We start from the raw sequence: 23,786 nt of genomic DNA on the forward strand, positions 1-23,786 counted from the left end.
TCAGCGGGTCCGGAACGCCTTCTGGATCGTCTGCGTCACCGTGTTCCCGGCGCCGTCACGTGCCTCGGTGCGCAGCCAGACCTCGCCTTGAGGCCGGTCGATCGTGACCTGCCAGCGGGTGCCGCTGGGGTGCACTTCCGCCGGTCGCCACGTCACGCCGTCCGCCGACCACTGCACCTTCACCACGGTCACGGGCTCGCTGTTCGTCGCGGAGACGTGATAGACGAACGGGTTGCCCGCCGGTGCGGAGTTGGTGAGGTCGAGCGGCAGGTCGTGGCGCAGCCGGATGAGCGGCTGGAACTGGCACGTGGTCTGCCCGGCGTGGCAGGAGTAGCCGCGCGGCGGTGGGTTCTGCGACCGCTGGGACTGGAACGTCCAGGTGGTCTCGGTGCGCGGGGCCGAGGTGAACAGCACGGGGTTGACCGCGCCCGTGACGGCTCCGGGTGCGTGCGTCTCGACGGTTTCCAGGCGGTACGCGGCCTTCTCCGGTGCCATCGGGAACGTCGGGTAGTACGCCAGCGGTTCCTGGGCCGCCGGGATCTCGGTGCTGCCGCGGAACAGCCTGGCCTTGGTCGTGGTGAAGAACTTGCTGTTCTGGTACGGGTTCGTGTAGTGGCCGGGCGTGCCGTCCGTCCACTGCAGAGCCGGGACGAACGTGTCACCGGCGCGGCAGTTCGAGCAGAGCTGCCGCCACGCGCCACCCGCGGCCGGGTACCGGGCCGGGTGGTCGGACTGCAGCTCGACCGCGGTGCTGTGCATCGGACCGGCGAACCAGCGTTCGGCCGTGGGCGCGGCTCCTGTGCGGAACACGTTCTCCTGGAACAGGGTCATGGCCGCGCGCTGGCCCTTGGCGTCCGTGCCGCTGAGCGTGACGTGCCGCTTCCAGACGATCCGCTCGTCGCCGGGGCCGATGTGCTCGGTCCACGCGGCGGGCGGGGTGAACGTGGTGCCGCGCAGGACCTGCGTCTGCCAGAGGTCGGCCGGGAACGGGTACCACGTCTTCTGCACGGTCAGGCCGGGTTTGTCGGCGTGGTAGGCGGTCTTGCGCTGAATGAGCGTGGTGGGGTCGACCACGCGCCGGTGGTCGGCCGGGATGCCGTTCGCGTCGAGGTAGCTCAGGTTGAACACCGACTCCGGGATCGGCTTGATGCTCAGCTTGAGTGCGGTCTGCTTCGCGAGGAGCTCGCCGTCGGTGTTGCTGACGCTCAACGACGGCAGCGCCGCGCTGGACAACCCGGTCAGAGCCAGCGCACCCGGTAAGTCCACATAGGACACGATCGTCTTCTTGCCGGACTGGGCCGCGGCGGTGGCGGCGGTGTTCGCGGCCCTGACCATGGTGGCCGGTGTGTCCGGCTTGATCTTCACCAGTGCGACGTCGGCGCCGATGGCCAGGTCGCGCTCACCCGCCCACTCCGCGGTGAGCGTGCCGATGTCGCCGTCGGTCGTGACCCTGCGGCCGCCCGCAGTGAGGGTGACCGTCGCGGTCTGCAAGGTCACGTTGTCCTGCAACGAGATCGCGCCCTTCTTCGCGGCGGCGGCCGGGGTGGCGCGGATCTCCCACGGCGCCGGGCCGAGCGCGGCGGCCAGCTCGGTGATCAGCGGCGGCCGGTCGCCCTCGGCGGGAACGACGCGGCGCAGGGTGACGGTCCGGTCGCGTTGCTCGGCCGGTCCTGGCGGCACGACCTCGACCGGCACGGTCTGCTGCGCGTCGAGCGACACGTCGGCGGCACCGGTGACGGTCAGCTCCGGTGCGGTGAGCGCGGACCAGCGCCGCGTGCCCGCCGTGTTCTCGGTCGCCCAGGTCACCGCCGAGTAGCGGCCGCGTGGCACCGTCGCCACGCCCTCGCCGTTCACGACGTCGAAGGTGTAGCTCAGGGTCTCGTCGAACGGGTCGTTGGCGTCGTCGCCGCCGTTGGTGTCGTCGACGAGCTGCCCCAGGGCAGGGGCGGGTGGCCTGCCCGCGGTGTCGCGGACGCGGACGGACACCGGGAACGTCTGCGGCGCTTCGTACACGCTGACCGGCGTGCGCAACGTGGTGCCGGGGCCGGTGGCGGTGATGACGCCGCCGTACACGCCGGCCGGGCCGACCTCGGGGTCGAGGGTGAGCGTGGCGGTGCCCTTGGCGTGCGGTGCGAGGGTCAGCCGGGAGGGAGTGAGCGCGAACCCGGTGGTGGACGTGCCGTCCCAGCCCTTGGCGCTCAGGGCGAGGTCGAGGGTGAGCGCGGTGCCGGAGTCGTTGGTGTAGCTCACTTCCCGGGTCAGCACGGAGCCTGCGCCGCGTTCGTGGCGGCCGAAGCTCGCGGACGCGGTGGCGGTGGCCCGCTGGGTGACCGCCCTGGCCACGTCGAGCCGGCCGGCACCCTGCTGGTACCAGGGCATGCCGACGTCGGCGGCGGTGGTGACGAGCGCGTTCTTCACGGTCTGGGCGTCCCAGTCCGGGTGTTGCTGCACGAGCAGGGCCGCGGCACCGGCGACGTGCGGGGTGGCCATCGACGTGCCGGACGCGGCGGTGTGGCGGTCGTCGACCGGTGCGCCCATCGACGTTCCGGCGGCGCGGGCGGCCACGACGCCGACACCCGGCGCGTTGATCTCGGGCTTCACGTGCGCGTCGCCGATGCGAGGACCGGTGCTGCTGAACGGGGCGAGCCGGTTCTGCCGGTCGACCGCGCCCACGGTGAGCGCCGCCGCGGCGGCACCGGGGGAGGCGACCGAACGACCGGCCGGGCCGTTGTTGCCCGCTGCCACCACGAACAGCACGCCGGTCTCGGCGGAGAGCCGGTCCACCAGCGCGCTCATCTCGTCGGTGCCGTCGGTGACGTCACCGCCGAGGCTGAGGTTCACGACGTCCGCACCCGAGCGGGCCGCCCACTCGATGCCCGCCAGCACCTGCGAGGTGTCCGCCTCGCCCGCGCCGTTGAACACCTTCGCGATGACGAGCTTCGCCCCCGGTGCGACACCCTTGTACCGGCCGGCGGAGGTCTGGCCGGTGCCGGCGACGATCGAGGCGACGTGCGTGCCGTGGCCGTGCCGGTCGGTGACGTCCGGTTCGCCGGAGAAGTTCTCCGTCGCGGTGATCTTGCCGGCGAGGTCGGGGTGGTCCGGGTCGACGCCGGTGTCGACGACGGCGACCGTGACGCCGGTGCCGTCCAGACCGGCCTTCCAGGCCTCGGGGGCGCCGACCTGGCGGGTGGTCTGGTCGAGGGTGACGCGGACCGGGCGGTCGTACTTGATCCGCACGCCGGACCTCACGCCCATGTCGAGCGACTGCCAGAACTCCCGCGCCTTCGCCTTCTCGACCCGGACGCCGGCGGCGTCGAGACTCGCGATCCTGGTGTGCGCGGCGGCCGACATCCCGCCGGTCATGAGCACGGGCACGGTGGTCGCGCGGTCGTCGGCCTGGCCGGTGCGCACGAGCTCGGTGACGTTGAACAGGGTCCGTTCGACCGTGCCGGAGGTGACGGCGGTCAGCGCGTCCGACGGGTAGACGTGCAGACCTGTTGCCGTGGTCATGGTGTGGAAGACCGGTTGCTCGCCATCGCGTGGCGCGGCGTGGATCTGGGCGACTTTGCGGCCGTCTCCGCGTTCGGTGTAGTCGACGACGTCACCCGTGATGAGCGTGATCCGGTGTGAGGCCTCGGACGTCTGCACCTGTGGTGGTAGCGGTGGCGGTGCGGCGGACGCGGGTGGTGCGACGAGCGTTGCGGTGGCAACGGCAAGTGCCAGAACTTGTCGAATCACGGCGCCCTCCTCCGGTGATCGGGTCACAGCAGGATGAGGGGCCGGAATTCGCCTGGAAACAGCGGAAAGCGGCGGTTAGTCGCCGTTGGCGACTTCGCGCCACCCGCCGAACGTGCCCCGGACCGCCGAGGAGTGGCGGTCCGGGGCACCGTGGTCGCACCCGCCGGACGGTCGGAAGAAGTTGATCAGAAGGTGCGTTCCTGCAGCGAGAAGTCACGCTGGTTGTTGTTGGTGTCCTGGTTCAACAGGTTGCGCGTGTTCGAACCGGCGAGCTGCGCGGTGCGCTGGTTCTCGGGCTGGGCGTGGACGCCTTCCTTGGCGGCGCTCACCGGCGACGAGAATGCGACGCCGTCGATCTTGAACGCGGTCGGGGCCGTGCTGCCGAACACCGCGACACCGCCCTGCGTCGGGATGCCCTCGGCGCCCAGGAATCGCACCGGGAGAACGTTCGGCGTCGACACGGTGCCGGAGAACTCCGCGCCCGTCAGCACCATCGTGCTGCCGACGTTGTTGGCCGGCGCCAGCGTGATCGGCGCGCCCAGCGGGTCGAGCAGCGGGATCGTCTGGACGACCTCGTTGCGCTGGTTGTAGACCTTGATGACCCAGTTCGTGAGGTCGACCTGCTCGTTGGTGGTGTTGATGATCTCGATCGCCTCGTCGAGCGGGCCGTTCGGGCCCATCGTCGAGACCTCGTTGATGAGCACTGCCGGCAGCTGCATGACCTCGGGAGCCCCCGGCTCCTCGGCGGCCGTCGCCAGTCCCGCGAACGCGATGGTGCTCGCGAAAGCGAGTGCAGCGGCACCGCTGGGCAGTCGACGCATTGTCATGTCCTTTCGATAAAAGTGAGTTCGGAGTATTTCTCGTAGCGGCACGGTCTCGTTGTGGGAGTGACCTGTCTTGCCGCTGGGACTGACTTTGCTCTCAGTCGTTCGGGTTCGAAAGGGGCCAATGAGCATCTGTCAGGGATTGTTTTCACCGGGGGACGGAATTCGGCAGGTGAAGTCGGCGGAGTTGTGGTCGGTGTCGCTCGAAAGAGGGTCGCGGCCGAGTGAGGAATCAGCGCACGGAGTAGCCGGACCGTCTTCCCGGCAGGGTGAGGAGGAGCTGAGGCCGACGCTGTCGGTGTGTGCGCCGTGCCGGTTCCTGGCGATTACTCCGCTGCCGTCGACGGTGTCCACGACGAGTCCGTCGGGCACCGTACCGCTGAACGCGCTGCCCACTATCACGAAGTATTCACCCGGTGGTACGACGGTGTTGGGTGAGATGGTGGCGAGGATTGCGGCAGTGCCGCCGGCGCAGGACTGGACGGTCCATCCTCCGACGTCTGCGGCAGTGGCGCCGGTGTTGCGCAGCTCGACGAATCCAGCGGGCCCGAGTGCGATCTCGTTCACTTTCACCGGGGAAACCCCCGGTGTGCCGCCGAACGTGCTACCGGCGAGTAGCGCCATGGTCGCGACAGTGTTTCCGAAGGGTGTCACGCAACGCAGTGTGGCCCCCGGTGCGCGGACGCACAGGGGGCCACAGTGGGGTCGAAAGGCCCTATCTGCCAGGGACTTGTGGGAGGACGGCGCCCGCAGCGGCTGCCGGGCGCCGTCCTCGGAGCGGGCGGGTGGACCCCTGCCGTCCACCCGCACTCCGCTAGTGGGAGTGGTCTTCCGTCCTCGCCCTGCGGCATTCCCGTTCGACCACCGCGGCACGGTCGACCTCGGCGTGCGGCACATCGAGTGCCGCGCTGATCCAGGCACGCCAGTAGGGCCCGGGAATGCGTTTCCCGCGTTCCCATCTCGACACTTCTTCACGGGTCACGCTGTCGTTGTGTGAGATCTCGCACAACAGGTCCGCGAGTTCGCGCTGGGTGAGGCCCTGCTCTCGCCGTGCCTGGGGAATCAAGGCGGTAATCGGCGGTGTGTCCTGGTGCTCGTGGGCTTCACGGACTGCCTTGAGCACGGTTCTGCTCCGTTTCGGTGAGATGGCGGGTGCGGCAACCAGCCTGCCGCAAACTCCGGATGTTCTCGTCCGTGCAAAGCGGTGATACCGGCGGTCGTTGAACGTTCGCGTACCGCTGGAATCAGCCGATCGGATGTTTGGCCGAACTGAGCTGGGCCAACGGGGGGTGCGCCCTCTGATTGTGCGCCCCTCAGTAGTGTGATCACCATGGACATCGTTGCCAAGGCAATGACGCGGATGACAAGGTAGGAAAAATGCTCTCGACGGTCGAAGTGGTGCAGGTGTTCCTCGCGCGCCTAGCGGCACAGGACGCCTCCGGCATCGCGCGGTTGTGCGCACCGACCGTGGAATGGGAGGCGCCTGACCCGAACGGCGTCCGCTGGGCACTCGGCTCGCGCACCCGGCGAGAGGTGGAGTCCCACTTCCTGACCCTGTTCGCCACGTTCGACCTGGAGCAGCTCGCGGTGCGCCAGGTGGTCGTCGACGGAGGAGACGCCGCGGTGTTCGGCAGGACGCGCTGGCGGGTGTTCGCGACAGGGGAGCAGGTGACCGCGCAGTTCGCGGCCGTGCTCTCGGTGCACCTGGGGGAGATCGAGCAGTACTGGCACATGCCGGACACGCTCGCCGTCGCGACCGCGACCGGCGCCGCGCGGACCGGGGCATGAACAGCAGACGTGAGCAGTCCGCCCGCACCCGTGCGAAGCTCCTCGCGGCCGCCGCCGAGGTGTTCGACCGCGACGGGTTCGCCGGAGCCAGCCTCAGCGACGTGTGCGCACGGGCGGATGTGTCGAAAGGCGCGCTCTACTGTCACTTTCGATCCAAAGAAGCTCTCGGTGTCGCGTTGATCGAGCAGCATTCCTTGCTGTGGCACCGGTTGCGCGACGAGTACCTGGACGCGGAGAAGTCGCCGGTGCAGGCACTGGTGCTGATGTCGTTCGAGTTCGTCCGCAGACTGGACACCGACCTCGGCGTGCGGGTGAGCGCGAAGCTGTTGCGGGAAGCCGCCTTCTTCGACATCGCGGCGGCCGCACAGGTCGTCGGCTGGGTCGCGGTGGTGCGGGAGGTGCTGTCACTGGCCCAGGAACGCGGTGAGCTCAAGGCCGAGGTGAACATCCGGCACGCCGCCGAGCAGATGGTCGCCGAGCTGCTCGGCGTGCAGCTCGTGGCACAGGCGCTGAGCGGCGGCAGCGACCTGGAGGCGAGACTCGCCCGGCTGTGGCGGTCGACGTCCGGCTGCCTGGTGACCGCGGACGTGCACGGGCAGCTGCGGTTCGAGTGACGGTCGTCTCGACCCGACGTGCCGGCCGTCGTACCCGGCACCGAGCCCGGCGTCGAGACCGCGGCGCTGTTGCCGGAGCTGACCCTCCTCGGTACCGGCTCGAACCAGCTCACCCGGATGGTCCGCCACCACGTGGATGGCGACGCATCGGTTGGCGCGTACGAACAACAGCGGTTCGTGAGGTCCGTCCACTGGTCCTCACCGCGCACCGGCGTGCTGCACAACGCGACGACCCTGGCATCACTGGACACCCTGCTGCCGAGCTTCCACCGGTCATCCATGCGTTTCGGCGAAGGATCTTCCGTCCCGCACACCACCGACCCGCGGACCTCGCTCGGTTACATCGCGCTGGCCCACAACGATGAAAGACAGGTGGAGCGCGACGAGGCACAGCTGCGTTCGATCGAGGCGTCGTTCGAGGTCGTTTGACGTTTCGACCGGCCGGGTAGCCGGAATTCCACGTGACCGGTTAGGTTGCTGCCCGATGAGTGGAGGCGCATGAGCGAGCCCTGGGACGGCGACCTGACCGGATCGGTGATCGACGACCGGTTCGTGGTCGGCTCCTTGCTCGGTTCAGGCGGCATGGCCGAGGTCTACCGCGCCTACGACCGCTCGACCACCACCTCGGTCGCCATCAAGGTCTTCACCGGCCCCGGCCTCCCCGACGACGAGCTCCGCCTCCAACGCGAGGCGACCGTGCTCACCTCCGTCGAGTGCCCCGGCATCATCCCGGTCTACACCTCGGGCGTGATCGGCCGCCGCCCGTACTTCGTGATGCGCGAGATCTCCGGCGGCACCCTGCGCCAACGCATGCGCGAACCACTGCCACCCCGGTTCGTGGCCCGCATCGGCGGCCAGGTCGCCTCCGTCCTGGACCACGTCCACAGCCTCGGCGTGGTGCACCGCGACGTGAAGCCCTCGAACATCCTCCTCGACGACGAGGAGAAGCAGGCCTACCTCGCCGACTTCGGCCTCGCACTCCTGCCCGAGGTCACCCGCGTCACCTCCTCCGGCATCCTCGTCGGCACCGCCGGCTACCTCTCCCCCGAACAGGTGCGCGGCTCCGACGTGGGCCCTTCCGCAGACATCTACTCACTCGGCCTGGTCCTGCTCGAATGCCTGACCGGCCGGGCCGAATACCCCGGCGGCGACGCCGAAGCAGCCCTGGCCCGCCTGGCCCGCCCGCCGCGGATCCCGATCGACCTGCCTGTGGCCTGGGTGTCGCTGCTGTCGGCGATGACGGCGTCCGACCCCGCGCGCCGCCCGAGCGCCGCCGACTGCGCGGACTCGCTCCTGGCGGCGTACGAGGCGAGCCGCGGGTTGCCGGCTCTGCTGCCTTCCGCGCCGGTGGCGGCTCATGACGCAGCTGAGGTCTCTTCGCCGGTTCCCCCACCTCGCCGGACCCGTCGCTGGGCGCTGACCGGGGCTGCGGTGGCGGGTGTCGCCGCGGTCGCGGTGATGATCGTCTACCTGGGCGGCAGCGAGGAGGCACCGGCCGCACCTCCGCAGGTGGCGCCGGACCCGGCCACCCACGTCGTCACGGTGTCGGCGTCGACGGTGACGGTGGTGCAGACGGCGGCCCGGTCCGGGGAGTCGCAGGCGCCGGGGGACACTCGGCAGCCCGGTGCTTCGGGCGATTCCGGGAGTTCCGCGGATTCCGGGTCGGCTGAGGCGCCTGGGGTGGCGCCGCCGGGGGTGACGACGACCTCGGTCGTGCCGGCGAGTGGTGAGGTACCGCCGGCGGAGACCACGAAGCGGAGCAAGGACCGGGAGAAGTCCTCACCGCCGCGGCCGACGCAGGGCGCAAAGCCCTAGTCCCGCTTTGTCGGGTTGCCGTGAGCTGCGGTATGCGGCCAGGTGGTCGTCCGGCACGCATTGCGGAGGCCTTTCCGGCCGATGGCGTGCTCTCGATCATGAAGATCGCGCTCTCGCGGCGGCTACCTGCATAGTTGGCGGTAGCTGGCGTGATCAGCAAACGATTACATCGGGAGTTTTTCTACACCCAGCTCGTCGCAGGGTGCCGATGGGGCGCCTGATCGAGCGCCGCCCGCCTCTGACCTGCCAAAGCACTACAAGTCCGAGCGCGGCCGCTTCTCCAGTCGCCACCCGGTCGCCGCCCCGCCGGTGGTTGCGCTCTCGCGTGCTCAGCCAGCGTAGTTGGGGTGATCGGTAATGGATTACATCCGCCGCCGACCACCACCAACCCGCAGCCGCTTCCGGTTCAGCCCTCCGGATCCACCACTTCCGCGAACGGCAGATCCGCCAGCTCACCCCTCAACGTGTCCAGATCCGGGTACACCGACGACGCCCCGCGGTCGAACAGCTCGTCCTCGCTCACCCCACCCGTCAGCAACCCGATCGACGGCAGGCCGGCGCGCCTGGCCGCCTCGCAGTCCCAGACCGAGTCGCCGACCACCACGGCCCGGTCGCCCTTCACCTTGCGCAGGGCGACCTGGATCAGGTCGGGGGCGGGTTTGCTGTCGTCGACGTCGTCGGAGGTGGTCCAGGCGACGTCACCGGGATCGATCAGCTTCAGGTAGTGCTCGATGTGCTTGCTCTTGCCGGAGCTGGCCAGCACCACCGAGAGACCCATCTCGGTGGCGGCGCGGATGAGACGGTGGGCTCCGTCGAAGGGCTGGATCTCGTCGAGCATCTCGTCGAAGTGGCGTTCCCAGGCCGTGCGGAGGGTGTCGCCGTGTTGTTCCTCGACGTGGTCACCTGCGACGGCGGCCACCAGGCGGTCGCCGCCCATGCCGATCGCACGGTGCACTCGCCAGGCGGGGACGGTCAGGTCGACGCTGCGGAAGGTTCGCAGCCAGGCCACCGTGTGGTGGTAGTTGGTGTCGACCAGGGTGCCGTCCACGTCCAGGACCACGGTGTTGCTGCTCATGCGGGCTGGTTTGCCCACGTCAGGGCGGTGGCAAACCAGGCGGGCGAAAGCTAGCGGACCAGCCGTGCGGAAACCTGGCGAGGCAGGCGTGCCGAGACTTGGCGGACCAGTCGTGCGAAATCCTGGCGGGGCAGGCGTGCCGAGACTTGGTGGGCCAGACGTGCGGAGACCTGGTGGGCCAGGCGTGCCGAGACTTGGTGGACTAGGCGTGCGAAATCCTGGCGAGCCAGCCGGGCCAAGACCTGCCGAGCCAGGCGTACCAAGACTTGGCGGACCAGCAGTGCCAAGACTTGGCGGACCAGCAGTGCCAAGACTTGGCGGACCAGCAGTGCCAAGACTTGGCGGACCAGCAGTGCCAAGACTTGGCGGACCAGCAGTGCCAAGACTTGGCGGACCAGCAGTGCCAAGACTTGGCGGACCAGCAGTGCCAAGACTTGGCGGACCAGCGGTGCGAAAACCTGCAAGGACCGACCCCCTCCCACCCTTCCTCATCCGGCGCCTCCCCGCGTTTCCTCATAACCGGGCGCGGCTGAGGAGTGGTTCGTGACGTGTACAAGACGCCACCAGGCGCGGGTCAGGACGAGCTTCACCCATCAGAGTGAGCAAGGAAGGCGTCCAAGCAGGTCAGGACAGCGACCCCACCAGCTCCCGCGACGAGCTCAGCGCCGCCAGCTCCCGCCGCAGCACCCCGTCCAGCCACTGCGAGTCCGACATCCACGACTGGTTCGTGTGCAGGCAGACGTGCACCGACGACCGGTACACCGACAGCGCCACCCCGACCGCGTGACCAGGGGCGACGGGCGCGACCGGGTACATCTCGGTCAGTGCGGCACCGTCCAGCGCGAGAGGTACGGACGGCAACGGCACCGAGGTCACCAGGGTGTCGAACAGCAGCGGGGCACAACGAGCGGCGACCGGCGCGGCAAGGCGGTGCAGGAACGGAGGCACCCGGTCGGCGAGCAGCGGCAACGCGCCCGCGCCGCGGTCCGGGCCGGCTGCCTTCGCCGACTCCATCTGCGACCGGACCGAGCGCAACCGAGACGCCGCGTCCGGCTCGCCCACCGGCAGCGACAGCAGGAAACCGGAGATCGAGTTGCCGCAGGAACCGCCGGCCCGCGCGCGTTGGTTCACCGGGATCAGAGCGCGCACGACGGAGGACGGGCCGGCCGAGTCGTGGGCGGAGAGCCACTGCCGCAACGCGCCGGTCACCAGGGCGAGGAGCACGTCGTTGACCGTGCCGCCGTGTGCTCGGCGGATTCGGTGCACGTCGGCGAGGTCCACACGCGACATCACCACCCGGCGCGGGCGCGGGGAGGAGCTGAGCACCGGCGAGCCGAGCGTCGGCGGGCGGGTCTGGGACAGCACCGAGGACGCGATGTCCAGAGTGTCCTTGATGCCCCGCAACGACGGCAGCGACGGCAGGAAAGAAGGCAGCGACGGCAGGAACGACGGCAGGCCGGAACGCGAAACCGGTTCAGCAACATCCCGATTGGACAGTCGCGAGGCGTCGAAGAGCTGCAGGCCCAGGCCCACCGCCTTCATGCCGTCGCACAACGAGTGGTGCAGCTTGGCGAACACGGCGAAGCGGCCGCCGGACAGGCCCGTCACCACGTGCAGCTCCCACGGCGGGCGGGCGAGGTCGAGTGGTTGCGCCATCAGGTGGGAGATCAGCGTCGCGAAGCGGTCGCGGCCGCGCACGTGGTGGGTGAAGACGTGATCCTCAGGCACGAAGCCAGGATCTTCGACCCAGCGGGCGCCGCCGAGCAGGCCGGTGCGGGCGCGGGCCCGCAGGCGTGGGACTTCCGCGGCCCGTTCGCACAGCACCGCGGCGATGCGGGCCGGGTGCACCAGGTTAGTGGGCGTGAACGTGGCCACCGCGCCGAGGTGCAGCGGATTGCTGTTGCCCTCCATGGCGAGGAAGGCGATGTCGAGGGGGGAGAGGTGGTTGGTCATAGGTGTGCCAGGAAAACAGGTTCCCGTGTCGAGCGCATTGCGATGAGATGGCGGCGACTCGCTACCGGCTCAAGTACACCCGAACGGTGGTGCCGTTGTGACTCGTGTGGGTGCGAACCAGGTCACACAACAGGTTCACCATCACGATCCCGAACCCGGACAAGCCCGTGAACGACGGCGGCAGACCGGTTCCGGAGTCGCTCACCTCACACACCACCGTGTCACCCTCACGCCACATCCGCAGCACACCGCGGCCGGACGCGTGCAGGATGCTGTTCGTCGCGAGCTCGTTCACGGCCAGCACGAGGTCCTCGACTTGTTCACGCCGCAACGAATGCGCGAACGCGGACACGACCTTGCGCATGTGCGCCAAGCTCGCGACGGAGAACGCGTGCTCCTCGGCGTTCGCGGGCGGCGGAGGCAACTCGACGTTGTACCTGTCGGCCAGCGCGGCCGGCTCGACGTAGGACTCGGAGACGGCGCGGCCGGCGCGGTCGATCACCACCGGATGCGTCCTGCGCGCGTCGTCCAGCACGTGCTCCGGCAGCAGACTGGCGTTGTACGGGCACAAAATCATGCCGTGCCGCCCCTCGAACGCCGTGTTCACCAACGCCTCGTGCTGGATGCACGCCGGATATTCGAGGTCGCTGCGACCGGGCCAGATCGGTTCACCGACCATCCGCACCCGGCTCTGCGGCGTGGAGGCGCTGAACGCCATCAGCACACCGGGGATGATCCGGCCGGGGTTGCGGCCCGCCTCGGTCATGTCGATGAAGTGCACCTGGTCCGCTCGGTCGCCCAGCCGCTCGCGGAGGAGCACGATGCTCGGCTCCGGTACGGCGACCAGCACCGGTTCGCCCCGTTCCAGGCCGTCCACCACGAACGTCGCGGTGCTGGCGAGGAAGTCCTCCTCGTCCAGGTAGAACAAGGCCTCGTGAGCGAACGGAGCAGCGGGGTTCATCGGCAACCTGGGGGCGTCGGTGGCGTGGTCAACGTTCCATTCTGCTACTCGTAACACCGTTTCGACGGGGGCCAGGACGGTGGTTTCCCGTGGCGGCCGGACGAGTCGGTGCCGCCGGTTGAGACGCGCCGGTGCCTCCCGTTTCGATCACCGGCCGACGGGCAACTCCCGGCACGCGGGTGACCGGGTCCAGCCGGTGGAACGTCCCATGTGGAGCGGAGTTGCGGCCGGTCCACGGGTCGGCGCATCATCCCGCGAAGAGGGAGGTGAGGCTGTGTTACCGCACTTCACGCTGAGTGGGCCCGAGGACGCACCGGTGCTCGTCCTCGGCAACGCCCTCGGCACCACCACCGCGCTGTGGAACGAGCTCGCACTCCCGTTCCGCCTCCTGCGCTTCGACCACCCCGGTCACGGCGGCAGCGCACCCGTCGAGCACGCCACCATCGAATCATTGGCGTCCGATGTGGTCGAGCTGCTGGACCACCTTGACCTCCGCCACGTGCACTACTGCGGCCTGTCGCTCGGCGGCATGCTCGGCATCTGGCTCGCCGCCAACACCGACCGGATCGACCGGTTGGCGCTCATCTGCACCTCTGCCCGGTACGCCGACAAGTCCGCCTGGGATGAGCGGATGAGCGCCATCCGCTCAGCAGGCATGCAGTCGATCGCCGACTCGCTCCTCGCGCGCTGGTTCACGCCCACGTGCCCGCCGGCCGTCGTCGAAAGCTTCCGCACGCAGCTGCTCGACGTCGACGTGCCGTCCTACCTCGCCTGCGCCCAGGCGATCAGGGACATGGACCTGCGGCCCGAGCTCACCAAGATCGACGCGCCGACCGTCGTGATCGCCGCCGCCCAGGACCCGGCGACACCGCCGGAGTCCGCCAGGCACATCGCGGAGGACCTGCCGGACTCCGACCTCTACATCGTCGGCGACGCGGCACACCTGGCCGTCGTCGAGGCACCGAGGACGATCTCGGTGATCCTCGACGGCCACTTCGGTGACGACTAAGCGATCCAGCCGACCAGCGAACGCCACGCGGTCGTGGAGAACGCCAGCACGTCGCCGCCCGCGTTCTTCGAGTCCCGCACCAGCGCGTCGTGGGCGAGCGACACCTCCACGCAGTTGCCCGCGCCGTTGGTACCGCTGCGAGAGCTCTTACGCCAGGTCCGTTCCTGAGTCATGAGGTTCCTCTCGAAGTGCACTGACGTACTCCATCAGCTTGCTCTTCGATTGTTGCTCATCCAAGGCAACGGCCGACAGTCGCTCGAACAGCCGCCTGCTCCGTTTGACTGCGGCCGTGTCCTGCGCGAAGACCTGGACGGAGTTGGTCTCGCTGTACACGATCGGAGCAGCCTTCTCGAACTCGTACAGCACGCAGCCCGGCCCCAGCTTGGAGATCATGACGTCGGCGGGGACCAGCCGGAGCATGTGCGTGTTGAACATGAGCCGCAGGTACTGGTCCTCCATGTCCTGCGCGCTGCCCAACTGCGCTTGCAGGGCGATCTCGTGCACGTAGAACACGCATTGGGGAGGCGTGATGCGGCGCAGAATCGTCTGCCGTTCGGCGCGCGCCTCGACGAACCTCTCGACGTCTTCCGGCGCCTCGCCCTCGGTGAGCAACTCCCGTGCGTACTTCTTGGTCTGCAGCAGGCCGGGTGGAGTGATGAGGTCGTAGCTGGTGATCTTCGTGGCCAGCGACTCGGTCATCGCGAGCGTGCGCAGGTTCTCGGGCATCTGCGCGAAGTACGGGTCGAACGCGTGCCGATAACGCTGCCGGAACGCCTCGATGAAGTCGATGTCCTTGCCGCACGTGCTGAGGAACTGGACGATGTCGATCTCGCTCGCGTGCGCCTTGCCGTGCTCCAGGTTGGACACCTTGCTCGGGTCCCAGCCGAGCCGCGCCGCCATGGCGCGGCCGTGCAACGACGTGGACGCCTCACGGATGAGGCGTAGTTCGTCTCCGAGGTCTCGGCTGTACGCCGTGGAATAGAACGCGGTCACGTTCAAGGACGCTAAGCGTTGATTTCAAAACAAGGTACGGGCTCGTTCGGGTGAAAACGTACCTGGTCAGACCTTCTCCAGCGGCCGGTGCGGCTCGGCCGGCAGCTCGACCCGAATCTCGTCACCGGGGCGCACCACGCCACCGACCAGCACCACGGACATGATCCCCGCGCGCCGCACCAGCTCCCCGTCGGGACCCTTGCCCACGACCTCCTTGAGCATGCCCGTGGAGAACCTGTCGATCTGCACGCACGGGTTGCGCAAGCCGGTCACCTCGACGACCGCCTCCTCGCCGAGGTGCAGCAGCGTCCCGGTCGGCAGGCCGAGCAGGTCGATCCCGCGGGTGGTGACGTTCTCGCCGATCGCGCCCGGCTCGATCTCGTACCCCTTGCCGCGCAGCTCGTCGAACAGCTCCTCGTGCATCAGGTGCACCTGGCGCAGGTTCGGCTGGGTCGGGTCCTGCGCGACGCGCGACCGGTGCTTGACCGTGACGCCCTGGTGCACGTCGCCTTCCACACCGAGCCCGGCGAGGAGCGTGATGCTCTCGCGGACGGGCTTGGTGAACGTGTACTCCTCGCTGCGGCTGACCGCCGTGACCACGCCCATGAAACCTGATTGTGCACGACCGGAAACACAGCGTGCCACCTGCGGTGATCACAGAGCGCATGGAAGCGCTCCCACCAACTTCCGGCCGAACTATTGACTAATCCTCACGTGAGGCTGTTGACTCCGTCACACCTCGTCGGAACCGGTTACGGAACCGGTTCCAGAGGCGGCGGAAGGAAGTTCGGCATGCGTGTCACGATCGCTGAGGTCGCCCAACGCGCCCAGGTGTCCAAGGCGACCGTGTCACGTGTGCTGAACGGCAAACCCGACGTCGACGCCAGCACCGCGCAGCGCGTCCGCAAGGTCATCGACGAGATCGGCTACGTGCCCAGCGCTCGAGCGGTCGGACTGGCGCGGGGCCGCACCCGCACCGTCGGCATGCTCGCGCCGTCGCTGACCTGGCCGTGGATGGGCGAGGTGCTGCAGGGCATCGTCGACACCCTCGAGGCCGACGGCTACGGGCTGCTGCTCTACACGATCAACCGCGGGCCGGAGTCGCTGAACCAGTTCGCGAACCACGTGTCCGCCAACGCCTTCGACGGCCTGCTCGTGGTCGAGCCCCCGGACACCCTGCACTACATCTCCACGCTCTACCGGGCGGGCCTGCCGGTCGTCATGATCGACGACCGCGGCTCGCACCCGGAGTTCCCCTCGGTGACGACGACGAACCGGCAGGGAGGCGCGGATGTCGCACGGCATCTCGTCGCGGCCGGCCGCCGCAGGTTCGCCGTCGTCACCGGACCCCCGCACTTCGGGTGCACTCAGGCGAGGCTGGACGGGTTCCGGCTCGCTTTGGCGGAAGCGGGCCTGACGCTGCACCCGGACCTCATCGTCGACGGCGACTTCACCACCGAGGGCGGCGAGGTCGCCGTCGACAAGCTCATCGCGAGCGGCATCCCGTTCGACGCGATCTTCGCGCACAACGACCTCTCGGCGGTCGGCGTGCTGCGGGCGTTGCGCGAGGCGGGCAGGACGGTGCCGGACGACGTGGCCGTGGTCGGCTTCGACGACGTCCCGGTGGCAGGTCACACCGAACCCAGGCTGACGACGATCCGCCAGCCCGGCCAGGAGATGGGCGGCGCGGATGCTGCTCTCCACGCTCGAAGGACAGCCGATGCCCGACCACCCGCTGGTGCTGCCGACTTCGTTGATCGTGCGCGAATCCGCGCCTTAAAGAAGCACGCGAACACAAATCCGAATACCGAAACCACCGGTCACCGCACGCGGCCGGTGTCTTCGGCCTGCCTGTGAGAGAGCGCTCTCACATCACTCGTATCGGGAGAGTCCCCATGCGCAGAACAGTCATCGTCGCGCTAGCACTGGCGCTCGCGGCGGCCGGGTGTTCGTCAGGTGGCAGCACCACCAAGGCGTCCGGAGTACTGACGGTGGGCATGCCCAACGGGCCGCTGACCGAGAACCACAACCCGTTCCTGCCCACGTCGGCGGCGGGGTCGCTCGGCTACCGCTACCAGATCTACGAGCCGCTGGCGTTCGTGAACAACACGCGCCCGGCGCAGGAGCCCGTGCCGTGGCTCGCGACCAAGTGGGACTGGACCGACAACTACAAGAAGGTCACCTTCACGCTCAAGGAAGGCGTGAAGTGGTCTGACGGCAAGCCTTTCACGGCCGCTGACGTCGCTTTCTCGTTCGAGATCCTGAAGAAGTTCCCGGCGCTCAACAACCGCGACTCGCTCAAGGTCGAGACCGCGACGGCGACGCCGGACGGCAAGGTCGAGGTCACGTTCGCCTCGCCGCAGTTCGTGACCCGCAACAAGGTCATCAGCGCGATGGTCGTGCCGCAGCACATCTGGAGCACGGTCGCCGACCCGACGACCTACACCAACCCCGACCCGGTGGGCACCGGTCCGTACAAGCTGAAGTCGTTCACCTCGCAGACCGTCACCATCGAGCGGCGCACCGAGTACTGGCAGGAACTGCCCAAGGTTCCGGAGATCCAGTACACCTCGTACAACGACAACACCGCGCAGACGACCGCTCTGGCGTCGGGTGCGAGCCAGTGGTCGTACGTCTTCATCCCGGACTACCAAAAGCTGTACATCGACAAGGACCCGAAGAACCACAAGATCTGGTTCCCGGCCGGCCTCGGCATCCACGGCCTGTGGCTGAACCAGACGGTCGCACCGTTCGACAACGCGGCGCTGCGCTCGGCGATGAGCGACGTGATCGACCGCGAGGCGATCTTCGTCCGCGGTGAGGCGCGCCTGTTCCCGAAGCTGGAGTCGCCCACCGGCATGCCGTTGCCCGCCGGTGACTCGTTCCTCGCGCCGGAGTACAAGGACCTGCGGATGTCCGTGGACGTCGAGAAGGCCAAGCAGAAGCTGACCGGCGCTGGGTTCACGCTGGACGGCGGCGTGCTGAAGGCGCCCGGTGGCAAGCCGGTCACGATCGAGCTGACCAACCCGTCCGGCTGGTCGGACTACCTGACCGTGCTCGACATCATCAAGAGCGACCTGAAGAAGATCGGCATCGAGGCGACCGTGCGCACGCAGACCGCGGACGCCTGGACCGCCGACTTCGCGAACGGCCAGTTCCAGGGCTCGCTGCGGTGGACGAACACCGGTGCGACGCCGTACGAGATGTACCAGAACATCATGGATGGCGCCGAGCTCAAGCCGATGGGGCAGACCGCGGCGGTGAACTTCGGCCGCTACAACAACCCGGAGGCCACGGCCGCGCTGGCCGAGTACGCGAACGCGACCGACGACGCGGCGCGCGCCAAGGCGTTGGGCGTGGTGCAGAAGATCATGGTGGAGCAGGTGCCGATGATCCCGACCTCGGCCAGCCCGATCGGTGCGGAGTACAGCACGAAGAGCTGGATCGGCTGGCCGTCCGAGGAGGACCCGTACGGTCCGCCGCAGGCCACGCTGCCCAACGCCCTGCAGATCGTCATGAAGTTGAAGCCGGCCGCCTGATGGGACCAGAAGTCGCGCTGGAAGCAAAGGGTCTGGTCAAGACCTACAAGCGCGTGCGCGCGGTGCAGGACGTCTCCTTCGTCCTGCGCCGCGGGCGCGTGACCGCCCTGGTCGGTGAGTCGGGTTCGGGCAAGTCGACGGTGGCCAAGCTGCTGGCGCGGCTCGTGGAACCCACGTCCGGCGAGATCCTGCTGGACGGCAGGAAGGTCCGGCGGGTCGGCGAGTACCGGCGTTCGGTGCAGATGGTGTTCCAGGACCCGTTCGCGTCGCTCAACCCGGTCCACACCATCCGCTACCACCTGACCCGGCCGCTGAAGATCCACAAGCGGCCGGAGACGCCGGAGGAGCTGATGGAGCGGGTGCACCTGCCCGCCGACTTCCTCTCCCGCTACCCGCACGAGCTCTCGGGTGGCCAGCGCCAGCGCGTCGCGATCGCGCGGGCGCTGGCCGCCAACCCCGAGGTGCTGCTCGCGGACGAGCCGGTGTCCATGTTGGACGTCTCGATCCGGCTCGGCGTGCTGAACCTGTTGCTGGATTTGAAGGAACGGCTTCGGCTGGCCATCCTGTACATCACGCACGACATCGCCTCGGCGCGGTACTTCGCCGACGAGACGTTCGTGATGTACGGCGGGCAGATCGTCGAGGGCGGTGACAGCGAGACCGTCACGCAGCGGCCGGCGCACCCGTACACGCAGCTGCTGATCGAGTCGGCACCCGACCCGGACCGGGCCGTGGTGGCGCTGGACGCGCCTTCCGAAGATGTCGCCGAGGTGTCCGCGGGGTGCCAGTTCGCCGCGCGCTGCCCGAAGGTGCAGGCCCGGTGCTGGACCGACGCGCCGCCGCGGGTGGACGTCGACTCGCACGGGCACTGGGCGGCGTGCTGGTTGTACGTGGAGGCGGTGGCATGACGTTCCTGTTGCGCCGTGCGGCGTTCTACCTGATCACGCTGTGGGCGGCGATCACGGTGAACTTCCTGCTGCCGCGGTTCCTGCCCGGTGACCCGGTGCAGGCGATGATCACGAAGCTCGGCGGCCGGCTGAACAGCGACGCGATGGCGTCGTTGTACATCCTGTTCGGGCTGGACGAGAAGAAGTCGCTGTGGGCGCAGTACGTCGACTACTGGGGTGCGCTGCTGCGCGGTGACCTCGGGCTGTCGTTCACGTTCTTCCCGACGCCGGTGTCGGAGATCCTGTCGCAGTCGCTGCCGTGGACGCTCGGGCTGGTCGGGGTCACGACGGTGATCGCGTTCCTGCTGGGCACGCTGGCCGGTGTGTACGCGGGCTGGAAGCGCGGGTCGTGGATGGACTCGCTGATCCCGGTGACGACGTTCCTGTCGTCGATCCCGTACTTCTGGCTCGGGCTGATCGCGATCTCGGTGTTCTCGGTGACGTTCCCGCTGCTGCCGGCCTCCGGCGGTTACGCGGCGGGCATGGTGCCGGAGTGGTCGTGGGAGTTCATCGGCAGCGTGCTGGAACACGCCGTGCTGCCGGGGATCACGATCGTGGTGTCGTCGGTGGCCGGGTGGATCCTGGGCATGCGCAACATGATGGTGACCGTGTCGGCCGAGGACTACGTGCTGGTCGCGCGGGCGAAGGGCCTGGCGCCGCGGCGGATCATGTTCGCCTACGCGGCGCGCAACGCGATCCTGCCGTCGATCTCGGGTTTCGCGCTGTCGCTGGGGTTCATCGTCGGTGGCGCTCTGCTGGTCGAGATGGTGTTCTCCTACCCCGGCCTGGGATACGTGCTGTTCCAGGGGATCGGTGCGAAGGACTACCCGTTGATGCAGGGCGTGTTCCTGGTGATCACGCTGGCGGTGCTGGTGGCGAACCTGCTCGCGGACATCGGGTACCTGCTGCTGGATCCGCGCACACGGCGGGAGGGCTGATTCCTCGTGAACTTCAAGACTAAGCTGGGCTTGGGGATTCTCGCCTTCTTCGCGGTGATCGCCGTGGTGGGGGAGTGGATCGCGCCGTACGACCCGTCGGAGATGGGCAACGACCTGCTGTCGCCGCCTTCCCCGTCGCACTGGTTCGGCACGACGATGACCGGGCAGGACATCTTCTCGCAGGTGCTCGTGGGCACGCGCGGCGTGATGATCGTCGGCCTGGTCTGCGGTGTGCTCGCGACCCTGCTGTCCATCGTGGTCGGTGTGACCGCCGGGTTCCTCGGTGGCGCGGCCGACGAGGCGTTGTCGATGCTGTCCAACATCTTCCTGGTGATCCCGGCGCTGCCGCTGATCATCATCGTGGCGTCGATGCTGCCGTCGGCGGACACCGTGCTGATCGCGGCGGTGATCTCGTTGACCGCCTGGGCGTGGGGTGCCCGTGTGTTGCGGGCGCAGACGATGTCGTTGCGGCGCCGGGACTTCGTGGAGGCCGCGCGGGCGTCCGGTGAGCGCACGTGGCGGATCATCGTGTTCGAGATCCTGCCCAACCTGACGGCGGTGATCGCCACGGGCTTCGTCGGCACCGTGATCTTCGCCGTGATGCTGCAGATCACGCTGTCGTTCGTCGGCGTGATCTCCCTGTCGACCTGGAACTGGGGCACGATCCTGTTCTGGGCGCAGTCGAACCAGGCGCTCGGCCTGGGCGCGTGGTGGTGGTTCGTCCCCGCCGGCCTGTGCATCGCGTTGCTGGGCACGGCGCTGGCGCTGATCAACTTCGGGATCGACGAGTACGCGAATCCCCGGCTGCGGAAGGTGCGCGCATGAGCCCGGTCCTGGAGATCCGCGACCTGTCGGTCGACTACGGTTCGTTGCGGGCGGTGCACGATGTCTCGTTGACGTTGAACGCCGGTGAGGTGCTCGGGCTCGCCGGCGAGTCGGGATCCGGCAAGTCCACTTTGGCCTATGCGGCGACCCGGCTGCTGCAGGCTCCTGGACGGGTGCCGTCGGGTTCGGTGCTGTTCAAGGGGCACGACCTGCTGTCGTTGACTGACCGGCAGCTGCAGGTGTTGCGGTGGAGCGAGATCGCGATCGTGTTCCAGGGCGCGATGAACGCGCTGAACCCGGTGATCTCGGTCGCTGCGCAGATCGATGACGTGCTGCGCGCGCACCGGCCTGGTATGGATCGTTCGGCGCGTTCGTCTCGTGCTCGGGAGCTCCTGTCGCTCGTGGGGATCCCCGTCGACCGGCTGGGCGCTTTTCCGCACCAGTTGTCCGGCGGGATGCGGCAGCGTGTGATGATCGCGATGGCTCTTGCGCTGGAACCCGAGATCGTGATCATGGACGAGCCGACGACCGCGCTGGACGTGGTGGTGCAGCGGCAGATCCTCGGGCAGATGATGAGGTTGCGGGAGACGCTGGGCTTCTCGATCATCTTCATCACGCACGACATCTCGCTGCTGGTCGAGTTCTCCGACCGGATCGCGATCATGTACGGCGGGCGGGTGGTGGAGGAGGCGCCGGCTTCGTCGATCTACCGCTCTGCCCGGCATCCTTACTCGCACGGTCTGCTGGGCTCGTTCCCGGCGCTGCGCGGGCCGCGTCGGGAGCTGCGCGGGATTCCGGGGTCGCCGCCGGATCTTCGTTCGATGCCTTCTGGATGTCCGTTCCACCCGCGGTGTCCTTCTGCTATGGACGTGTGCGGGTCGGAGATGCCGCGGTTGGAGCCGATCGAGGAGCGTCGCCGGGTGGCGTGCTGGTTGGAGGACGTGCGTGTCTGAGGAAGCTTTTGATCTGCCCTCTGACTTCTACTGGGGCGTGGCGACGTCGGCGTACCAGATCGAGGGCGCGCATGACGAGGACGGCCGTACTCTGTCCATTTGGGACACTTACTGCCGTCGCCCCGGTGCTGTCGTCGGCGGCGAAACCGGCGACGTGGCCTGCGACCACTACCACCGCATGCCTTCCGACGTTGCCCTGATCGCTTCGCTGGGCGTCGACAAGTACCGCTTCTCGGTGTCGTGGCCGCGCGTCCAGCCTGGCGGCCGCGGCCCGGTGAACCTTCGTGGCATGGACTTCTACTCGCGGCTGGTCGACAAGCTCTTGTCCGCCGGCGTCCACCCCTGGCTCACCTTGTACCACTGGGACCTGCCCCAAGAGCTGGAGGACTCTGGCGGCTGGCCTTCGCGCGACACGGCCTACCGCTTCGCCGAGTACGCGGCCCTGGTCCACGACGCCCTCGGCGACCGCGTCTCGACCTGGACCACCTTGAACGAACCGTGGTGCTCCGCGATGCTCGGCTACGACGTGGGCCGCCACGCCCCCGGCCGCACGAACTTCGCCGAGGCCATGCGCGCGGTGCACCACCTGCTGCTGGGCCACGGCCTGGCCGCCGCCGAACTGCGCTCACGCGGCGTCTCCGACCTGGGCATCACCCTGAACATGGGCGTCTCAACCCCTGCCTCGGACGACCCACGCGACGTGGACGCCGCCCGCCGCGCCGACGGCCTCGGCACCCGGATCTACATGGACCCGCTGGTGCACGGCCGCTATCCGTCGGACGTGCTGGCCGACATCGCCGCCCGCGGCGCTGAGCTCCCGGTCCACGACGGCGACCTGGAGGTCATCTCGACGCCGCTGGACGTCTACGGCGTGAACTACTACTCCTCACACGTCTTCAAGGCGACCGACGACCCGGCCGCCCCCGAGGTGGTCCCGACCGGCCGGCCCGTGACGCACATGGGCTGGGAGATCGTGCCGGAGGGCTTCACGCAACTCCTCGTGCGGCTGCACGAGGACTACGGCGTACCGATGGTGATCACCGAGAACGGCGCGGCTTTCGACGACGTCGCCGACGCCGACGGCTTCGTCGCGGACGCGGACCGCGTCGACTACTTCCGCTCGCACATCGGCGCGGTGGCCGCGGCGGTGCGGGCGGGGGCGGACGTGCGGGGGTACTTCGCGTGGTCGCTTATGGACAACTTCGAGTGGGCTTATGGGTATGACAAGCGGTTCGGGATCGTGCGGGTGGACTACGAGACGCAGCAGCGGACGTTGAAGCAGAGCGCGCTGTGGTTCCGGGATCTGATCGCTCGGACGCGAGGGTAGGGGGTTCGTCCTCCTGTGGCTTCGGCCCGGTCGTTGTGGGGGGTTCGTGGACCTGCGGTGGCCGGGCCGGTTCCATTTCCGGGCAGGCGTTGGGCCTGGCTGGCGGGTGATTGGCGTGGCGTGGCGTGCACACCCAACTCGCGCATGCTGACCCCGCGTCCCCGCGTCCCCGCGTCCCCGCGTCCCCGCGTCCCCGCGAGCCCGCGCACCCGCGAGCCCGCGCACCGCGAGCCCGCGCACCCGCGAGCCGCGCACCGCGGGCCGCGCACCCGCGGCCGCGCACCCGCGAGCCTGCCCACCCGTGTGCCTGCGGGCCAGCGCACCTGCCGGCCGACCCCATCCGCGGGTCCCACATGCGCGGCCTGTCTACCCGCGGCCTGTCCACCCGCGGGCCGGCGCACTCGCGGCCTGCTCACCCGCGCGGCTCGTTCTCCCCGGCTCCGGCGTCCCGAGCGGCCTTCCTTCTCGCAGCAGCTCACTCCATCGC

The 23,786-nt window shown here is 68.8% G+C and carries 22 protein-coding genes; 12 read left to right on the forward strand and 10 right to left on the reverse strand.

Annotated elements, in window-relative coordinates:
• The 4 genes from BBK82_RS28110 to BBK82_RS28120 all read right to left on the reverse strand — a co-directional run bounded on the left by BBK82_RS28110 (position 1) and on the right by BBK82_RS28120 (position 5,685).
• Positions 1–3,738, reverse strand: a complete 3,738-nt coding sequence (locus BBK82_RS28110) for a S8 family peptidase (protein ID WP_065917683.1) — start codon at positions 3,736–3,738, stop codon at positions 1–3.
• Positions 3,739–3,923: 185 nt separating this feature from the next.
• Positions 3,924–4,559: a lamin tail domain-containing protein gene (locus BBK82_RS28115; RefSeq protein ID WP_065917684.1), complete on the reverse strand. Its 636-nt coding sequence runs from the start codon at positions 4,557–4,559 to the stop codon at positions 3,924–3,926.
• A gap of 138 nt (positions 4,560–4,697) precedes the next feature.
• A complete protein-coding gene (locus BBK82_RS47840; RefSeq protein ID WP_071812693.1) occupies positions 4,698–5,216 on the reverse strand; it encodes a lamin tail domain-containing protein in 519 nt (172 codons plus the stop codon).
• Positions 5,217–5,376: 160 nt separating this feature from the next.
• Positions 5,377–5,685 carry a helix-turn-helix domain-containing protein gene (locus BBK82_RS28120; protein WP_065917685.1) on the reverse strand — a complete coding sequence of 103 codons (309 nt, stop codon included), beginning with the start codon at positions 5,683–5,685 and terminating at the stop codon, positions 5,377–5,379.
• A gap of 254 nt (positions 5,686–5,939) precedes the next feature.
• Between BBK82_RS28120 and BBK82_RS28125 the strand changes: the two genes are divergently transcribed.
• The 4 genes from BBK82_RS28125 (at position 5,940) to BBK82_RS28140 (ending at position 8,779) form a co-directional block, all read left to right on the forward strand.
• On the forward strand, positions 5,940–6,350 hold the full coding sequence (locus tag BBK82_RS28125; RefSeq protein WP_065917686.1) for a nuclear transport factor 2 family protein: 411 nt from the start codon (positions 5,940–5,942) through the stop codon (positions 6,348–6,350).
• The gene (locus BBK82_RS28130) at positions 6,347–6,964 is read left to right on the forward strand and encodes a ScbR family autoregulator-binding transcription factor (protein WP_065917687.1); all 618 of its coding nucleotides are present in this window, start codon (positions 6,347–6,349) and stop codon (positions 6,962–6,964) included. The genes BBK82_RS28125 and BBK82_RS28130 overlap by 4 nt, the downstream gene beginning before the upstream one ends.
• A gap of 18 nt (positions 6,965–6,982) precedes the next feature.
• On the forward strand, positions 6,983–7,393 hold the full coding sequence (locus tag BBK82_RS28135) for a hypothetical protein (protein ID WP_065917688.1): 411 nt from the start codon (positions 6,983–6,985) through the stop codon (positions 7,391–7,393).
• 69 nt (positions 7,394–7,462) lie between these two features.
• Entirely contained in the window at positions 7,463–8,779 is a 1,317-nt protein-coding gene (locus BBK82_RS28140; protein WP_065917689.1) for a serine/threonine-protein kinase, read from the forward strand.
• A gap of 406 nt (positions 8,780–9,185) precedes the next feature.
• Here the strand turns inward: BBK82_RS28140 and BBK82_RS28145 are convergent, their stop codons facing one another.
• The 3 genes from BBK82_RS28145 to BBK82_RS28160 form a co-directional block, all read right to left on the reverse strand.
• On the reverse strand, positions 9,186–9,854 hold the full coding sequence (locus tag BBK82_RS28145) for an HAD family hydrolase (protein WP_065917690.1): 669 nt from the start codon (positions 9,852–9,854) through the stop codon (positions 9,186–9,188).
• A gap of 624 nt (positions 9,855–10,478) precedes the next feature.
• The gene (locus BBK82_RS28155) at positions 10,479–11,807 is read right to left on the reverse strand and encodes a wax ester/triacylglycerol synthase family O-acyltransferase (RefSeq protein ID WP_071812694.1); all 1,329 of its coding nucleotides are present in this window, start codon (positions 11,805–11,807) and stop codon (positions 10,479–10,481) included.
• A gap of 61 nt (positions 11,808–11,868) precedes the next feature.
• Positions 11,869–12,768, reverse strand: coding sequence for an anti-sigma factor RsbA family regulatory protein (locus BBK82_RS28160; protein ID WP_065917692.1), 900 nt, complete (start codon positions 12,766–12,768; stop codon positions 11,869–11,871).
• A 274-nt stretch (positions 12,769–13,042) separates the two neighbouring features.
• Here BBK82_RS28160 and BBK82_RS28165 point away from each other — a divergent pair, with 274 nt between their 5' ends.
• The gene (locus BBK82_RS28165) at positions 13,043–13,777 is read left to right on the forward strand and encodes an alpha/beta fold hydrolase (protein ID WP_065917693.1); all 735 of its coding nucleotides are present in this window, start codon (positions 13,043–13,045) and stop codon (positions 13,775–13,777) included.
• On the opposite strand, the gene BBK82_RS47850 is transcribed toward BBK82_RS28165, so the two are convergent.
• The 3 genes from BBK82_RS47850 to BBK82_RS28175 all read right to left on the reverse strand — a co-directional run bounded on the left by BBK82_RS47850 (position 13,774) and on the right by BBK82_RS28175 (position 15,376).
• Positions 13,774–13,950: a DUF397 domain-containing protein gene (locus tag BBK82_RS47850; RefSeq protein WP_071812695.1), complete on the reverse strand. Its 177-nt coding sequence runs from the start codon at positions 13,948–13,950 to the stop codon at positions 13,774–13,776. The genes BBK82_RS28165 and BBK82_RS47850 overlap by 4 nt on opposite strands.
• Complete coding sequence (locus BBK82_RS28170; protein ID WP_065917694.1) at positions 13,925–14,770, reverse strand: helix-turn-helix domain-containing protein; 846 nt, start codon at positions 14,768–14,770, stop codon at positions 13,925–13,927. Before BBK82_RS28170 ends, BBK82_RS47850 begins: the two co-directional genes overlap by 26 nt.
• Before the next feature lie 66 nt (positions 14,771–14,836).
• Positions 14,837–15,376, reverse strand: coding sequence for an MOSC domain-containing protein (locus BBK82_RS28175; RefSeq protein ID WP_065917695.1), 540 nt, complete (start codon positions 15,374–15,376; stop codon positions 14,837–14,839).
• A gap of 186 nt (positions 15,377–15,562) precedes the next feature.
• On the opposite strand from BBK82_RS28175, the gene BBK82_RS28180 reads away from it, so the two are divergent.
• From BBK82_RS28180 to BBK82_RS28210, 7 genes are read left to right on the forward strand one after another with little or no spacing between them, the layout of a single operon-like run.
• The gene (locus tag BBK82_RS28180; protein ID WP_237047615.1) at positions 15,563–16,627 is read left to right on the forward strand and encodes a LacI family DNA-binding transcriptional regulator; all 1,065 of its coding nucleotides are present in this window, start codon (positions 15,563–15,565) and stop codon (positions 16,625–16,627) included.
• 38 nt (positions 16,628–16,665) lie between these two features.
• Positions 16,666–18,309: an ABC transporter substrate-binding protein gene (locus BBK82_RS28185; RefSeq protein ID WP_065917696.1), complete on the forward strand. Its 1,644-nt coding sequence runs from the start codon at positions 16,666–16,668 to the stop codon at positions 18,307–18,309.
• Positions 18,309–19,217: an ABC transporter ATP-binding protein gene (locus BBK82_RS28190; RefSeq protein WP_065917697.1), complete on the forward strand. Its 909-nt coding sequence runs from the start codon at positions 18,309–18,311 to the stop codon at positions 19,215–19,217. The genes BBK82_RS28185 and BBK82_RS28190 overlap by 1 nt, the downstream gene beginning before the upstream one ends.
• Entirely contained in the window at positions 19,214–20,194 is a 981-nt protein-coding gene (locus BBK82_RS28195; RefSeq protein WP_065917698.1) for an ABC transporter permease, read from the forward strand. Before BBK82_RS28190 ends, BBK82_RS28195 begins: the two co-directional genes overlap by 4 nt.
• 6 nt (positions 20,195–20,200) lie before the next feature.
• Positions 20,201–21,019 (forward strand): ABC transporter permease, encoded by an 819-nt coding sequence (locus BBK82_RS28200; protein ID WP_083268196.1) that lies wholly within the window; start codon positions 20,201–20,203, stop codon positions 21,017–21,019.
• Positions 21,016–21,972 (forward strand): ABC transporter ATP-binding protein, encoded by a 957-nt coding sequence (locus BBK82_RS28205; protein ID WP_065917699.1) that lies wholly within the window; start codon positions 21,016–21,018, stop codon positions 21,970–21,972. Before BBK82_RS28200 ends, BBK82_RS28205 begins: the two co-directional genes overlap by 4 nt.
• A complete protein-coding gene (locus BBK82_RS28210) occupies positions 21,965–23,299 on the forward strand; it encodes a GH1 family beta-glucosidase (protein WP_065917700.1) in 1,335 nt (444 codons plus the stop codon). The genes BBK82_RS28205 and BBK82_RS28210 overlap by 8 nt, the downstream gene beginning before the upstream one ends.
• Positions 23,300–23,786 lie beyond the last annotated feature (487 nt).

The sequence above is a fragment of the Lentzea guizhouensis genome (genome assembly GCF_001701025.1).
In the GTDB taxonomy this organism is placed as follows: Bacteria; Actinomycetota; Actinomycetes; order Mycobacteriales; family Pseudonocardiaceae; genus Lentzea; species Lentzea guizhouensis.